The organism is Calidifontibacillus oryziterrae, from assembly GCF_000331575.1.
In the GTDB taxonomy this organism is placed as follows: Bacteria; Bacillota; Bacilli; order Bacillales; family Bacillaceae_J; genus Calidifontibacillus_A; species Calidifontibacillus_A oryziterrae.
Genome location: NZ_ANOK01000006.1, coordinates 101,705 through 117,725, shown reverse-complemented (window position 1 = coordinate 117,725; position 16,021 = coordinate 101,705). Strand labels below are relative to the sequence as shown.

At 35.7% G+C, this 16,021-nt stretch carries 15 protein-coding genes; 7 read left to right on the top strand and 8 right to left on the bottom strand.

Annotated features, from left to right (window positions below):
* Positions 1 to 92: 92 nt before the first annotated feature.
* Positions 93 to 1,271, top strand: coding sequence for an FtsW/RodA/SpoVE family cell cycle protein (locus D612_RS0106340; RefSeq protein WP_026092417.1), 1,179 nt, complete (start codon positions 93 to 95; stop codon positions 1,269 to 1,271).
* A gap of 101 nt (positions 1,272 to 1,372) precedes the next feature.
* Positions 1,373 to 2,113: a bis(5'-nucleosyl)-tetraphosphatase PrpE gene (gene prpE, locus D612_RS0106335; protein ID WP_017754653.1), complete on the top strand. Its 741-nt coding sequence runs from the start codon at positions 1,373 to 1,375 to the stop codon at positions 2,111 to 2,113.
* A gap of 86 nt (positions 2,114 to 2,199) precedes the next feature.
* Here prpE and D612_RS0106330 read toward each other — a convergent pair whose 3' ends face one another.
* The 3 genes from D612_RS0106330 to D612_RS0106320 all read right to left on the bottom strand — a co-directional run bounded on the left by D612_RS0106330 (position 2,200) and on the right by D612_RS0106320 (position 4,651).
* Positions 2,200 to 3,093: an RluA family pseudouridine synthase gene (locus D612_RS0106330; RefSeq protein WP_017754652.1), complete on the bottom strand. Its 894-nt coding sequence runs from the start codon at positions 3,091 to 3,093 to the stop codon at positions 2,200 to 2,202.
* A gap of 63 nt (positions 3,094 to 3,156) precedes the next feature.
* Positions 3,157 to 3,957: an NAD kinase gene (locus tag D612_RS0106325; protein ID WP_017754651.1), complete on the bottom strand. Its 801-nt coding sequence runs from the start codon at positions 3,955 to 3,957 to the stop codon at positions 3,157 to 3,159.
* A gap of 70 nt (positions 3,958 to 4,027) precedes the next feature.
* The gene (locus D612_RS0106320) at positions 4,028 to 4,651 is read right to left on the bottom strand and encodes a GTP pyrophosphokinase (RefSeq protein WP_017754650.1); all 624 of its coding nucleotides are present in this window, start codon (positions 4,649 to 4,651) and stop codon (positions 4,028 to 4,030) included.
* Positions 4,652 to 4,808: 157 nt separating this feature from the next.
* Here D612_RS0106320 and D612_RS0106315 point away from each other — a divergent pair, with 157 nt between their 5' ends.
* The 4 genes from D612_RS0106315 to D612_RS0106300 all read left to right on the top strand — a co-directional run bounded on the left by D612_RS0106315 (position 4,809) and on the right by D612_RS0106300 (position 7,666).
* Positions 4,809 to 5,405 carry a CYTH domain-containing protein gene (locus D612_RS0106315; RefSeq protein WP_017754649.1) on the top strand — a complete coding sequence of 199 codons (597 nt, stop codon included), beginning with the start codon at positions 4,809 to 4,811 and terminating at the stop codon, positions 5,403 to 5,405.
* A 45-nt stretch (positions 5,406 to 5,450) separates the two neighbouring features.
* Positions 5,451 to 6,092 carry a lytic transglycosylase domain-containing protein gene (locus tag D612_RS0106310; RefSeq protein WP_017754648.1) on the top strand — a complete coding sequence of 214 codons (642 nt, stop codon included), beginning with the start codon at positions 5,451 to 5,453 and terminating at the stop codon, positions 6,090 to 6,092.
* Positions 6,093 to 6,239: 147 nt separating this feature from the next.
* Positions 6,240 to 7,121: a ClpXP adapter SpxH family protein gene (locus D612_RS0106305; protein WP_017754647.1), complete on the top strand. Its 882-nt coding sequence runs from the start codon at positions 6,240 to 6,242 to the stop codon at positions 7,119 to 7,121.
* Positions 7,122 to 7,471: 350 nt separating this feature from the next.
* Positions 7,472 to 7,666, top strand: a complete 195-nt coding sequence (locus D612_RS0106300) for a hypothetical protein (RefSeq protein WP_017754646.1) — start codon at positions 7,472 to 7,474, stop codon at positions 7,664 to 7,666.
* A 63-nt stretch (positions 7,667 to 7,729) separates the two neighbouring features.
* Here the strand turns inward: D612_RS0106300 and pepF are convergent, their stop codons facing one another.
* The 5 genes from pepF to mecA form a co-directional block, all read right to left on the bottom strand.
* Positions 7,730 to 9,550: an oligoendopeptidase F gene (gene pepF / locus D612_RS0106295; RefSeq protein ID WP_017754645.1), complete on the bottom strand. Its 1,821-nt coding sequence runs from the start codon at positions 9,548 to 9,550 to the stop codon at positions 7,730 to 7,732.
* Between the two features lie 209 nt (positions 9,551 to 9,759).
* Positions 9,760 to 11,058, bottom strand: a complete 1,299-nt coding sequence (gene hcp / locus D612_RS0106290; protein WP_017754644.1) for a hydroxylamine reductase — start codon at positions 11,056 to 11,058, stop codon at positions 9,760 to 9,762.
* 324 nt (positions 11,059 to 11,382) lie between these two features.
* Entirely contained in the window at positions 11,383 to 12,561 is a 1,179-nt protein-coding gene (locus D612_RS0106285) for a competence protein CoiA (RefSeq protein WP_017754643.1), read from the bottom strand.
* Between the two features lie 94 nt (positions 12,562 to 12,655).
* Positions 12,656 to 14,167, bottom strand: coding sequence for a cardiolipin synthase (gene cls / locus D612_RS0106280; RefSeq protein ID WP_017754642.1), 1,512 nt, complete (start codon positions 14,165 to 14,167; stop codon positions 12,656 to 12,658).
* 203 nt (positions 14,168 to 14,370) lie between these two features.
* Positions 14,371 to 15,075, bottom strand: a complete 705-nt coding sequence (mecA, locus tag D612_RS0106275; protein ID WP_017754641.1) for an adaptor protein MecA — start codon at positions 15,073 to 15,075, stop codon at positions 14,371 to 14,373.
* Between the two features lie 274 nt (positions 15,076 to 15,349).
* Here mecA and D612_RS0106270 point away from each other — a divergent pair, with 274 nt between their 5' ends.
* On the top strand, positions 15,350 to 16,009 hold the full coding sequence (locus D612_RS0106270; protein ID WP_017754640.1) for a TerC family protein: 660 nt from the start codon (positions 15,350 to 15,352) through the stop codon (positions 16,007 to 16,009).
* The last annotated feature ends 12 nt before the right edge of the window (positions 16,010 to 16,021 follow it).

The following is a 16,021-nucleotide window of genomic DNA, read 5'->3' as shown; positions in this document are numbered from 1 at the left end:
TCAATCGTACAAAATTTCGATAAGATTATATAGGATATGATTTAATCCATTAGGTTATTTTTATCATCTTGAAAGGAATCAAACATATGGAAATGGAAAAGGAAAAAACTCCTTATCAACAAATAGATGTGGCCTTGATTATGATTGTTATTTTGCTAGGTGTTGTTAGCTTAATTGCTATCTATAGTATTCAACCATCTTTGCCGGCGAAATTACAAAATATTAATTTTGTTGCTAAACAAATACAGTGGTATGTAATTGGCTTTGTTGCAATTGTTGTAACAATGATCATTGATTTTGATCGCTTTAAAAATTTCTCCTGGTACCTTTATGGCTTGGGGATTTTACTATTGGTTGGACTTGAAGTGTTTGAGGGTACGGACCTTGCTCCGGTAAAAAATGGCGCTGTAAGCTGGTATGATCTTCCGTTTATTGGTAACTTCCAACCAGCGGAACTCATGAAAATCTTTTTAATAATTTTACTAAGCAAAATTATTGCAAAACATAATGAAATACATCCAACAAATCGAACAGTGAAGGATGATCTTTATTTAGTAGGTAAGCTTCTGGGTGTATCGATCATCCCATTAGCATTAATTCTTCGGCAACCAGATTTGGGGACGTCAATTGTTTTAGCCGCAATTATCGGTTCACTACTTTTAGTTTCTGGGATTCGGTGGCGCGTATTATTCGGCATGGTATCTACCGTTATTGCGTTTATCGGAGTGTTAGTGTTTATTTATTTTAAAAATCCCGACTTTATCTTGACCTATATATTAAAGAAGCACCAAATGGATCGCTTTTACGGCTGGCTTGCTCCCCACGAGTTTGCAAGCAGTTATGGGTTCCAACTTATTAAATCTTTAGTTGCGATCGGTTCCGGTCAACTAGAAGGAAAGGGTTTGATGAACGGCCAAGTTTATTTCCCCGAAGCCCATACTGACTTTATTTTTGCGGTTATTGGAGAACAATTTGGCTTCATCGGAGCAAGCATAGTAATTTCTTTATACTTCTTATTAATATATAGAATGATTCATACGGCACTTGAAAGCCACGATCCGTATGGTAGTTATTTATGTACAGGTGTAATTGGTATGATTACGTTTCAAGTGTTTCAAAATATAGGTATGACTGTACAATTAATGCCGATTACAGGGTTAACTCTCCCATTTATAAGCTATGGGGGAAGTTCGTTGTTAACGAGTATGATCGCCATTGGTATCGTCTTAAATGTTCGTTCTAGAACGAAAAAATATATGTTCAGTGACTAAGAAGAATAACGGAAATTTCCGTTTAACAACTTCTTATGGAATTGAATATGCCGTAGGAGACAAGGGAAATATGGTCGACTTCTGTGAGGTGGTAACATAATATGTTTGACGTAATAGGTGATATTCATGGTTGTTATAATGAATTCATCACTCTGACACAAGAGCTTGGATATAGTTGGACTAATGGATTTCCTGTTCATCCAAAGGGGAGACAGCTTGTGTTTTTGGGTGATTTGACTGATCGAGGACCTGCATCAATTGAAGTTGTAGAAATTGTATATAAGCTTGTAATCGAAGAAAAACAAGCACATTACACACCTGGAAATCATTGCGACAAGCTTTATCGGTTTTTCCTTGGTCGTAACGTTCAACATACACATGGCCTTGAAACAACTGTTGCAGAATATGGAAATCTATCAACAAAAGGTCAAGCAAGAGTTAGGTCCCATTTTATGAAGCTTTTTGAACAGGCACCTTTGTATCTGCAAATGGATAACGGTAATTTAGTGGTTGCTCATGCAGGAATTCGCCATGATTATATTGGCAAAACTAGCAAAAAGGTTAAGACATTCGTCCTATATGGTGATATAACAGGTGAAACAAATCCGGACGGTACCCCTGTAAGACGAGATTGGGCGAAGGATTATAATGGAGATCCTTGTATTGTCTATGGCCATACACCAGTTGAAAAGCCAAGGAAGATCAACAATACATGGAATATTGATACAGGCTGTGTGTTTGGCGGGATGCTCACAGCCCTTCGTTATCCGGAAATGGAGACAATCTCAGTTCCGTCCACAATGCCAAAGGTACCAGAGAAATTCCGATCCTTCAACGATTAACAAAAGCGCCGACACGGCGCTTTTTCCATTTTTTGCCGGGGTCAGGAACCTCTATGGACACCTCTATGGGCACCCCCCTGGCACCTTTATATCGTAAGTAGTTGCATATCCTCAGGTAATGGTGCTGTGAATTGCACGTTCTCCTTCAATAAAGGATGATAAAACTGTAGCGACTTACTATGTAAGGCTTGTCTTGTAATTAATTGTTGGGTCCCGCCGTATAGAACATCTCCTAATAAGGGATATCCTATATGTGCCATATGGACACGTATTTGGTGGGTTCTGCCAGTCTCAAGCTTTAATGCCACCCATGTTCTATTATTAAATGTTCGAACTACTTCATAATGTGTCACAGCCAATTGCCCATCTGCTCGAACCTCTCGCTCAATAATACTTGTTTGTTTTCGGCCAATTGGCGCGTTAATAATCCCATTTTTTTCCTCTATTATTCCGTGTACGATTGCCTCATATTGCCGGTCGATTGTACCTTGTTTTTGCTCTAAAGAGAACAAATGATGAACATGACGATTTTTTGCGACAATTAGCAATCCTGACGTATCTCGGTCAAGACGATTCACAATATGGATGGTTGCCGCTAACCCAATCTCGTCATAATAATATTGTAATCCATTTGCTACCGTTTGATTGGGATGTTCTCTAGAAGGAATCGTCGCCATATAAGGCTCTTTATCAATAACAAGGATATACTCATCCTCATAGACAATATTTAAAGGTATATTTTCTGGTATTATTGATTCATTACGCTGTTCGGGTGGAAATTTCACTGTTACCAAATCGCCCACATTAAGTCGTTCCCGAACCGTGACATGATTATCATTAATAAGAATGTCACCACCAGAAAATTTAATATCTGTTAATGCCCTCCTTGAAATTCCTAGCTCTTTAAACAGGAATTCTCGAATTAGCATACCATTATGTTCCTCTGTAATAACCCGTTGAATTTGAAATAAATTATCCATTTTACACAAACTTTCATTGCGCTTCTTAATTGAGTTTTCATTGCGCTTCTTAATTATGAACTTTTAATTATGATCAGCTATAAACGAATCACGTACTCGTTTCCAAAACGGGAATGGTCGGAATCTCGCAAAACGAATTTTCTGATCGGCAACACGACATTGAATTGATTTTACGTCCTTATGTATAAAAGTTTTGTGATCAACAGTAATTAGCAAGTCTGTTTCTTTCTTTGGTTTTAGCATTAACGTATGATGTCCAGGTAAGATCAAAGGCGAACCAATTGTTCGAAACACACGGTTGTTAATCGATGCCATTTCTGCTACCTGTAATGCTTCTATCGACGGATGGATAATCGCACCGCCTAACGCTTTATTATATGCAGTACTACCCGAAGGAGTAGAGATACATAAGCCGTCTCCACGAAAAGTTTCAAATTTTTGCCCTTTAACTTCAACATCAATCACAAGGGATCCATCGGACGACTTGACTGTGGCTTCATTTAAAGCTAAATAACAAACTTCCTGTCCCCCATCAATATGGCGGACAATTGTTTCAAGAATCGGATACTCGACAACAGAAAATGGAGTTTTGGCAATTTCAATAACTAGTTTCTCTATCTCACTAGGCATCCAATCTGCATAAAACCCAAGATGTCCTGTGTGAACACCAACAAACGCGGTTTTATCTAGTCGGTTTATATATTGATGAAATGCATAAAGTAACGTTCCATCTCCACCGATTGAAATTACAATATCCGGTTCTTGCTCATCATGAACTAAATCAAAATCGAGGAGGTAATTTTTCATTTTCATTTGCAGTGAGTTAGAGATTTGATCTCCCCTAGATATGATCGCAAACTTCATTTTCTATCGACTTCCTATTCTATATAAAATATGTCAGTACATAATTCTATCTTTCATTAGTATACAATAATCATTCGTTTTCTTCTTTATGCAAAAAAATCCTTTGTGCCTCTTGAACCTCTTCACGAATGATAGACATTTCTTCATCAAGCTGTGACGCAGCTTCTGATGCTCGCAGAAGTCGATTCTGGATATCTTTTGGAATTTGTCCATGATATTTATAGTTTAATGAATGCTCAATTGTAGCCCAGAAATTCATCGCAAGCGTTCTAATTTGGATTTCAACGAAAATATGTTTTGTACCATTTATTGTTTCTACCGGATAACGTATGACAATATGATAGGAACGGTAGCCGCTGTCTTTTTTATGGTGGATGTAATCTCGCTCTTCTACAATTTCAAAATCTTTCCTTTTTCGAAGCAAATGAATTACATAGTCAATATCGTCCTTAAACTGGCACACCATGCGAACACCAGCAATATCATATAAGTTTTCTTCTATATCATCAAGTGAAATATTTTTTCTTTTTGCTTTTTCTATAATGCTATGTATTGGTTTTACTCGACCCGTGATATATTCAATCGGAGAGTGGATAGATTGAATTTTATATTGTTCCCTAATCCCTTTTAACTTTATTTTAAGTTCTTCAACCGCTTGTGAATAAGGTGCTAAAAATAGTTTCCAATCTTGCATATACTACCGTCACCACCAAAATATATTCTTCTACTTCCTTTATTTAAATACTAGTTTACCACAGAAATTCCTTCCTTTTTAGTTGATTGATTTTAAAAGCATTTTCCTGCATAATAATAGATGTTATAAATTTCAATTTTTGGGAGTTTTATAAAATATGACTCAAGAAATAGAAATAGAATATAAAAATTTACTTACGAAAGAAGAATTTGAACGCTTAATAAAAGAGTTTCATATTAACCAACGAGATTTTATTACTCATTATAACTATTATTTTGACACATTAAATTTTTCACTAAAAGCTAAAGGTTCTGCTTTGAGAATCAGAAAAAAACAAGGGATTTACACCCTTACATTGAAACAACCACATTCAGCCGGGATACTAGAAACACACCAACAGATGACCGAAAACCAAGCTTTGTCATTAGTAGCTGGAGAATCCCTACAATTATTTAAAGGTGAAGTAACAAATGCTATTAAAAATTTAGGGATTGACTTAGATGATATCGTATATTTAGGTTCATTAAAAACAGATAGAGTAGAACTTGAGCATGAAGATAATCTCCTTATTTTAGATCATAGTTCTTATCTTGGTCATGAAGATTATGAGCTAGAATATGAAGTAAAGGATGCAATTAAAGGAAAACAAAGATTCATTCAGCTTTTAGGCGAATATGATATAATAATAAAATCGACTGATAATAAAATAGCACGGTTCTTTAAACTAAAGAATAATCAATTACCGAGATCCTAAGCCCTATCTTTAATGGGAAAGATATTATTGGGGGACGTATGAATTATGAAATTGACTGCAGATCATCTAAAAACATTAATGGAAATACAAGCATTGCGTAGTTTCAATCAAACTAATAGCTCTTCAAGTTCATCTATTGATGATCCTTTTTCTGAACTATTAGCTTTAGAGATTGCAAAACTGCAAAGTCTCACCACATCCGAACCAACGTCAACACCAGCTAATTTAGCGATAAAGGAACTGCAGGCTTTACAGCCTGGCTTTAATATTACAAAGTATACATTACCAATTCCAAATAAAACAAACCAATCATCAAACTACGATGATATCATTGAATTAGCGGCAAAAAAATATGACGTCGATGCCAATCTTATTCGTGCTGTTATTAAACATGAATCGAATTTTGATCCAAAAGCAAAAAGCCATGCAGGTGCAGCGGGATTAATGCAGTTAATGCCTGCTACAGCAAAATGGCTAGGCGTAGAAGATGTTTACGACCCAAAGGAAAACATTGAAGCCGGAACAAAATATTTAAAAAAAATGTTGGACAAGTATAATGGTGACCTAAAGCTAGCCTTAGCTGCATATAACGCGGGTCCTGGGAATGTAGATAAATATAATGGAATTCCACCATTCAAAGAAACGCAAAACTATGTTAAAAAGGTTACGGATTCCTTTTACGCATAAACTAAATATTTCCGAAGGGCATGCCTTCTAAAAGGGGTATGTTTTTCTTTTTATGTGGAAAAATCTTCATAAGCACTTTATTTGCCCCCCTATTTTAAGGTTGTTAAAATAAATAGTATAATATGCGTCTTTAGAAAGGAGATACTCATGGTTCTGAACGGTTATGATACCGGCAACGAATCTGGGAAGATCGGCTGGAAAAACCTTTTTACAAAACCTATCGAGATTTATGTATTTATAGACCCGCTTTACCCAGACTGTTGGGCATTAGAGCCTATTCTTAAAAAACTATTAATCGAATATGGAGACAAATTTAGCATCCGTCACGTTCTTACTGGTCGATTAACTTCTTTAAACATAACAAAGACTGCTCCATCTGAAATTGCCAAAGTATGGGAACGTACTGCTAGCCGGTCTGGGATGTCTTGTGATGGTGATGTCTGGTTCGAGGATCCTTTATCTACACCTTACGCTGCATCAATTGCCGTAAAAGCAGCTGAACTGCAAGGAAAAAAATCTGGGTTGAAATTTTTAAGGAAACTTCAAGAATGGCTTTTTCTTGATAAACAAAACATAACGAAGGAAGATGTATTAATACAACTTGCAAAAGAAACAATGTTAGATATACATGAATTTAAGAGTGATCTTCACTCGGAAACGGCTGCAAAAGCTTTTCAATGTGATCTAAAAATAACTAGGGAAATGGATGTTGAGGAAAGTCCCACTTTAGTATTTTTTAATAATATTAATGTTGAAGAAGAAGGGATTAAACTTACGGGATCTTATCCGTATGAAATCTATGTTCAAGTTTTATCAGAAATATTACAGAGAAAGCTAAATGCTAACACACCACCCCCGATTGAAGAGTTTTTATCTTATTTTAAATTTGTTGCGACAAAAGAAATTGCCGTGGTCTATAACATATCCTGCCAAGAAGTTGAAAAGCAAATGAAAAAGCTATTATTAAAGCAAAGCGTAGAACGTGTACCTGTAAAATATGGTACGTTTTGGAGATATCTTGGCGAATGAAAAGTAAACTTCTAGTTTTATCAGAGGATACTAGAATAATCAAGAGTTAATAAAAAGAAGGTTAGGCGGGATACCTAACCTTCTTTTTATGTCTCATTCGACAGGGGGGTGGGAGAAAGTTTCACGGTCAAACAAAGGGGTTATGTTTGTTTGTGATTAACTTTACAAACATATATTATCAATATTGCAGTTGTCTGACAATCTCTATGTTACGTTTTTCACAAAACTGTCACTTTCTTCAACATCAATCGACACATTTTGTTCAACATCTTTTTATGTAATAAAAATATATATAGTAATAATTATTTTTCAGGGAAAAAGACTTACTATCTACCTAGGAGGATACTTATATGTACAGATATTTTATTGGTGTTGGAATTATTCTAATCATTTTTTCTTTTGTATTTTACCTACTAGGCCTAATGAGAATTGTTCCACTTATTTTTACAATAATTCCGATGTTTTTATCGATATTATTTACAGTACACAGCTGGAACAATCGTAATCGATTTCGTGGGGCAAAACATAAGGTGGTCAAGCAATAATAGATGGAAAAAGAAGCGAACGCAAGGTTCGCTTCAAAACTTTAAGTTTGCTTCTTTTTTAAATTATGCATTCAACAACTGTTCCATTTCGGTTAACTTTTCTTCAAATACCATCAATGCTTGTTTGATTGGTTCACTAGATGTCATATCGACACCAGCGCGTTTTAAAACTTCAATTGGATAATCGGAGCTTCCAGCTTTCAAGAAATCAATATAACGATCTACAGCTGGCTTTCCTTCTTCTAAAATTTGTTTAGCTAACGCTGCCGCCGCACTAAATCCAGTTGCGTATTGGTAAACATAGTAGTTGTAATAAAAATGTGGAATTCTCGACCATTCCAAACCGATTTCCTCATCAATTATGATATCTTTGCTGCCAAAATACTTTTTATTTAAATCATAATATAGCTTTGTAAGTAGCTCTGCAGTTAAAGGCTCCCCCTCACGTGCTTTTTCATGAATCATATGTTCAAATTCAGCAAACATTGTTTGCCTGAACACTGTGCCACGGAAACCCTCCAAGTAATGATTCAAAATATAAAGTTTCTTTTGCTTATCATCTTCGGTTTTTAACAAGTAATCATTTAATAAAGCCTCATTGCACGTTGAAGCAACTTCAGCAACGAAAATGGAATAATTCGCATACGGATAAGGTTGCGTCTTTCTCGTATAATAGCTATGAACGGAATGACCTAACTCATGCGCTAATGTAAATAAGTTGTTTACATTATCCTGCCAGTTCATCAATACATAAGGATTTGTGCCATATGTCCCAGAAGAATAAGCACCGCTTCGTTTCCCTTGATTTTCATAAACATCAATCCAACGGTTATCGTATGCCTCTTGTAAAATGTTTTGATATTCCTCTCCTAGGGGAGCTAAACCTTTTTTCACGATATGAGTTGCCTGTTCATAAGGAATTTCCATTTTCACGTCTTTAACTAACGGTGTATAAAGGTCGTACATATGTAGTTCTTCAACACCAAGTACTTTTTTCCGTAAAGCCACATAACGCTGCAATAAATGAAGATGGTCGTTTATTGTATCAACTAAAGTATCGTATACACTTTCAGGAATGTTATTACTATCAAGTGCTGCTTCACGAGCTGATTTATATTTACGTACTTTTGCATAGAAATTATCTTTTTTAACTGTACCACTCAACGTGCTTGAGAAAGTATTTTTAAATTTGCCATACGTTTCATAAACCGCTTTAAAAGCGTCTTGACGAACACGGCGATCGTCACTTTCAAGAAAACGAATATATCGGCCATGGGTAATCTCAACCTCTTCACCATTTTCATCCTTGATTGTCGGAAATTTTAGGTCTGCGTTGTTTAGCATTCCAAATGTATTGCTCGAGTTACCTGTAACTTCAGAAACTTGAGCAAGCAATGCTTCTTCATTGGCAGATAAGATGTGTGGTCTGCCGCGATTTAGCTCATCCAAAATATGCTCATAAAGCTTTAAGCCCTCATGTTGTTCAATAAACGATTTAATTTTCTCTTCCTCTGCAGACAAAATCTCGGGATCAATATACGAAAAAGCACTCCCTGCCTCAGTTAATAAATTCGTCGCCCGATCATTTAGACCTTGATAAAAATTATTAGTTGTATCCTGATCATAGCGCATATGTGCATAAGTATATAAAATTCCTAGCCTTCTAGAAATATCATATTGGCTTTCTAATGCCTTATATAGACTATCAGCAGATTCAGTTAGTTTCCCTCTATATTGATCGATAGTTGGAAGCACTGCCTTTACCTCATTAAACTCCTTCTCCCACTCCTCATCAGATGAAAAAACATCTTCTAACCGCCATGTATACTCAGAATCAATTTCACTACGCTTTGGTAAAGACTTCGGCTTTTTCTCTTCCACCATAGAATCAAACCTCCAAATGAAAAATTTACCTCTATCCATAGTATATCATTTGAAAGTAAAAATAAAACTAAAGTGAATGGTTTGGTGCCTTACACTGTTTAGGTGCCAGGGTGGTGTCCATAGAGGTGTCCATAGAGGTTCCTGACCCCTCCATATAGTGGAAAAATCACCTTTATATTAAGGTGATTTTTCTATATTCAACATATTTATTATGCTTCGGATAATGCCAGCATGGCCTTCATATCCTCTTGTGCATTTCCGATTAGTTTTAATCCAAACGTATTCACTAACACATCAAGTACACCTTCCGATATGAACGCAGGTGGTTTTGGTCCGATGCGGATATCCTTAATTCCTAAGCTGAATAATCCAAGTAAGATCGCTACAGCCTTTTGTTCAAACCATGATAGGACAATGCTTACTGGCAAATCATTTACTTCGCAACCAAATGCATCAGCTAAGGCAAGCGCAATTTTTACGGCTGACCCTGAATTGTTACATTGACCTAAATCAATATAACGTGGAATTTCTGTCCCTGGTACGACACCATAGTCGACATCGTTAAAGCGGAATTTACCACATGATGTTGTTAGGATAACTGTTTCTGGTGGCAAGGATGTTGCCAACTCACGGTAATAGTCGTTCCCTTTACCAGGTGCATCACACCCTGCAATCACGAAGAAACGCTTTATCTTTCCATCTTTTACAGCTTGGATAACTTCTGGAGCCAATCCTAGAACAGTTTCATGGTGAAATCCAGTTAATAATGTTTCATCTGATTCTATATTTGCTTCAGGTAATTCCAATGCTCTATTAATTAATGGACTAAAATCATCCTCGCTAATTTTTGCAACACCCTCTAATCCCGCTACTTCATAGGTCCACATCCGGTCTGCATAAGAACCTTTAATTGGCATGACACAATTAGTAGTCGCTAGTATGGCACCAGGGAATTGCTCAAATAATCGACGTTGATCAAACCATGCTTTACCTACATTCCCCTTTAAATGTGAATATTTTTTTAAGTGCGGATAACCATGGGCTGGAAGCATTTCTGAATGTGTATAAATATTAATACCTTTACCTTCTGTTTGTTTTAAAAGTTCCTCTAACGCAAACAAATTGTGGCCTGTTACTAGAATACATTTCCCTTCAATTTTATTTTGGGAAACACGTATAGGCTGTGGGATACCTAACCGTTCTGTATGTGCCTTGTCTAAAACGTCCATGATTCTAACAGCCGCTTGCCCTACTTGCATAGCCATATCAATATGCTGTTGCACATTAAAATTTGAGTTTGTTAATGTCATGTATAAAGCTTCATGTGTTGTCCGATCTACAAACTCATCTGTAAAACCTAATTGTCTTGCATGAGTACGATACGCAGCAATCCCTTTTAACCCAAAGATCATTGTATCCTGTAGACTTGCTATCGTTTCATCCTTCCCACATACCCCAACTACTGTACAGCCGCTTGGAGCGACTTGCATGCATTGATGACAATACATCTTTCCACTCTCCCTTTTCTAATGTTTTTCCACATGTTTCAGATTAAGGGAAATTTAGTAATAGAAGTGTGATTTAAATCACAGTTGGTGGAAAGTTCAAAAAATATCCAAAATTCCGTATAATTACCATAAATATGTTACTTATGATTGTATCCAGTTTTTTTAAAAATTAGAAACATCCCGGAATGGAGCCTAGAACGTGCCTGAGTAGTGTCCAAAGTAGTAGCCATAGTAGTAGCCATAGTGGTAGCCAGTGTGGTAGCCATAGTAGTAGCCATAGAGGAGCCATAGAGGAGCCAGGAACCGAAAAAGGAATCAAAAATGTTATTGTTTCAATCGGTTTACTATTTCTCGATCGAGATCGCAGGCTTCTTCAATATTTTTTGGCAAAACTATAGCGTGTATCTTTCGAAAAACAGGTGGATTACCGGATTTACATAACAGGCCTGCTTTAACTAATTGTAGTAAATATTCCATAACTGCAAAGGAATAATGACTTTTTTCCATAGTGGGAAGCTTCCTTATTTTAAAAATTCCTTTTTCAATCTCAGTTCTAAAACGGTCATATACGTCATGAAAGGTAAATGGCAACCCTTCCTTAATCGGTACAATGAAATTCATTATAATCCAGCCCTGCCAAAGAATTGCATCCGTTTTTATCCATATCAACGATTTAGTCGGAATTCCCGCTTCAGCTGGTAAAAGACATAGTGGCACACCTTGTTCATAAAACAACCTTTTATAAAAATCACTTGTATATACATAAGATTTTTTACGCCATCTTTCTTTCATGAACAGCCAATCATCATAATAATCAGGATTAATGTTATTTATAGACTTCAACATCATTGGGAAAGAAAATTGAGTAGGTTTATAGAAGTGAATTTTGGCAAGGAATTTACTCGTGGAGAATGGTACAAGTAACGAAGCCTGTAAGAAACGATTTGTTGAGGGACAATAGTAGATCATACAAATATCTTTATTTTCGATTGCAAGAGCCATAAGCAAATCAAATGAAGAGAGGGTTATTGTATGGTTTGTATTCCTTTTTAACCGATTACCACCTACAATCCACAAAGGTATAATTTTTGCTTTTTGATAACAACGAGTTCGTTTTAAGAGTAACTCCGTATCAATTGTTGAACACTGATATTCAATTGCATATCTTTTATTTTCAACGTAAACAAGTAAATCCGGTCGTTGTTTAATTTCTGGTATATAAACTTCTATTTCAACCTTATAACCTTGGCGTTTGAACCATTCGTATAGATTTTTCTTTCCACTCATATGGTAATATGATTCATTTTCAATACTATTCAAACACCCTTTCTTAGCAGCATGCGCAAAATGCCATAAACGACATGATCCTAACTTAGGTAAAACAATACTCCCACATACAGGACAAAATAACGGTTCATTGTGAATATAAGACTCAAGCTTACTTTTGTCCCACCCATTAAGCAGAGAAATAACTGTTCCATCCTTCATTTTCGCTGTAAACAAAAAAACCACTCCTTTCATCGAATTGTCTTCGACATATGAAATGGTTTTTCCTCTTTATCTTCCAATCTTTTAAAGTTCATCAATTCGAATATCTTTACAATAATGGCGAAAATAATCGTGCCGTCGATTCGATAATCCGTTGATAAATCGAGCGGGTTTGAAATTCTTCGAAATAAATTTCATTTGAAGCATGAAGATCATTTAAAAAATCAACAACTAGTTTTTCCGTACTATTCGTTTTATACAAGAAAGCATTCACTTCAAAATTCAGATGAAAGCTACGCATATCCATATTAGCCGTTCCAATAGAGGCTAGCTCCTGATCAACAATAATCACCTTGCTATGCAAAAACCCATTCCCGTATTCAAATATTTTAACACCTGCCTCCAATAATTCTATAAAATACGACCTTGAAGCATGAAATACTAACCGCTTATCAGGCTTGTTTGGAACGATAATTCTCACATCTATTCCACTTAATGCAGCGGTCCGTAAAGCAGAAAAAATATCCTCATCCGGGATAAAATATGGCGATTCAATCCAAATACTCTTTTTTGCAGAGATTATCATAGAAAAAAATACATTTTTGATAACATTCCAATTATTATCGGGACCACCCGCTAACAATTGAACTCCACCTGAACCGTCAATATCAACTAATTCAGGGGATAAATAATCAGGAGTTAATAAGGTCTCTCCCGTCATATAATACCAATCTTGTAGAAAGATGATCTGTAAGCTCCTTACAGCTTCCCCCCTTACATAAAGGTGGGTATCACGCCAAAAACCAAAATACTCACTCTTACCTAAATATTCGTCTCCAATATTTAACCCACCAACAAACCCTATATTTCCGTCAACTACGCAAATTTTGCGGTGATTACGAAAATTTATTTGATTATTCATCACCGGAAAACGAACAGGTGAAAATGGTACCATCATAACACCGGCATTGCTTAACTCATCAATGTAGCTGCTTGGTAGCTTCCAGCAACCAACTGCATCAAACAGAAAGCGAACTTCCACCCCAGCTTTTGCTTTTTGGATTAAAATTCCCTTTATTTGGTTGCCAATAACATCATCTCGAACAATGTAATACTCTAAATGGATATGATGCTTTGCATTCTTCATTTCCTTAAGCAAAAATGCAAATTTTTCATCACCATTCGTCAACACTTTTGTTTCAGTAGAAAAAGATATAGGACTATTTCCAATACGATGGGCTAATCGAAAAAGATTTTTCTGATGATCACCCATTTGATTAAGCTCTGGCTCACTTATCTGTCTATTACCTTCAATTTTCAAGAAAGCCTGCTCGTCCAACCAAGCTTTTTTCGCAAATCGCTTCTTCTTTCGAAAGCTTTGCCCAAATAATAAATAAAAAATAAATCCTAAAATTGGAAAAGCCGCTAATACAATCATCCAAGCAATAGTACCAGTAGGGTTTCTATTTTCTAAGAAAATAACAATTCCTATTAGTATAGCCGAGATCGGTATAATAATACTAAATGTACCTAAAATCCAGCCTTCCCAGTAATTGTGGGTTAGAGATAAAATGAGTGTAAGCCCAATGATAAAGACACCTATTTGCAGCCTCTTCTTCATATGTAACTCCTTAAAGTAAATATTAATTGTTTTACAGTTTGTTAATATCTAAATTATAACCGATCATTGAAAGTATTTCATATTTGGAAGAACTTTCGTTAGAAAATCACGTAAATCACTCATCATAACAAAATACGATTGCCCTTTCTTATATTGTTATTAATTGGTCAGAAAAAAACCGATACCACATAATGTGAAATCGGTTATCTATTTAACGGAAAATGTTGTTTAATTTGTTGTAAAGCATTTTCATGAAGTATTTCTTTACCATATTCTTGGACCCTGTGAATTGACAATCTAGATTCAAAACCAAATTCTAGAATTTGACACAATAAATCATCTTCAAATTCCTCTTCAATTTTCTCTTCGTCAAATTGTATATATAAATAGTATTTATCATCAAATGAATATAAGCTGCTAAACAAACCTTCAATTTCAATACTATAACTTAATGTTATTATGTCTTCAAAGTCATGGAATCCGATTAAGATATGAAGATCCTCATAGTCTAAATCTTCTTCAATAATTTGATAATCTTCGTAATGATTACTTTGATCTTTTTCTGAATGGTACGTTTGCTCTAGAAAAGATTCAATCTTTTCACCTACTGGCAAATCAATATGCTTTTCATTACCAATTGGTAGTTCAAGTCTTTGGCCATCTTTTGAGAACTGTGCTTTTGTAACTACTACCTCTAAGCCCTTTTCCAATGCTTGAACTTGAATCCACAGCGGTCCTTCCACCAAGAATTCTCCAGTACTATTGACTTCATCCATCATTTCCCAGAATAACTCTTCGCTACGTTCACGATTATACCAAATCTCGTCTCGGTCAAAACCCCTGTCCTCGATATCACGGTAAGTTACATAAAACTTTACAGTGTGATCATTGATTCTTTCGATTTCCATATTGTTCTCTCCCTTCTATTCCATAGTTATAAATCCGAAGGGACAATACCTACCCCCGAGCATGCGCTCTTTGAACAGTTATTAGTATAAAAACAACATTTCCTAAAATAAATAAAGTAATACCTTGTACTTCTATTCTATGACAAAAGTGAGCATATTGGAAATAAAAAATCCGACCACGAGAAAAAAAGGGCATTTTATTTCCAAAAGTGATTTATTGTCCATCCCTGCATATATATGATACTGACTGATGTTGGATAAGGGAGGCATTTTATTGGATTTTGAACTTATTAGTCAAATACTATTAATTATTGGGATTGACATCATACTTGGTGGCGATAACGCAATTGTTATAGCTCTTGCGTGCCGAAATCTACCGACTTCTAAACGAAATCGAGCCATTATTCTCGGTACACTTCTAGCCATTGTTGTCCGTGTCTTCTTAACTGTTGTTGCCGTTTATTTACTTATGATCCCATATCTTCAATTAATAGGTGGTTTATTTCTATTATGGATTGCCTATAATTTACTGGCTCAAAATGCAGATAACACAACTAAAGTTAGGGGTGGTACAACATTATTTCAGGCGGTCAGAACCATTGTAGTGGCTGATATTGTAATGGGTTTCGATAATGTTTTGGCAGTTGCCGGGGCATCACAAGGAAATATTCTCTTAGTTATGACTGGTTTGCTTATATCCATTCCGATTATTGTATGGGGGAGTAAGATCATTTTGAAATTGATGGAACAATTTTCAATTATAATTTATATTGGAGCTGGAGTTCTTGCCTATACCGCAGGAAAAATGGTGTTAAATGACGACAAAATAAATCCCCTATTAGAAGCGTATCATTACATTAATTATATTATTCCAATAATAGCAATAATTATTGTCCTTTTTTCAGGATGGTTTAAAAAAACTTCTACGGTTTAATCGCAGAAGTTT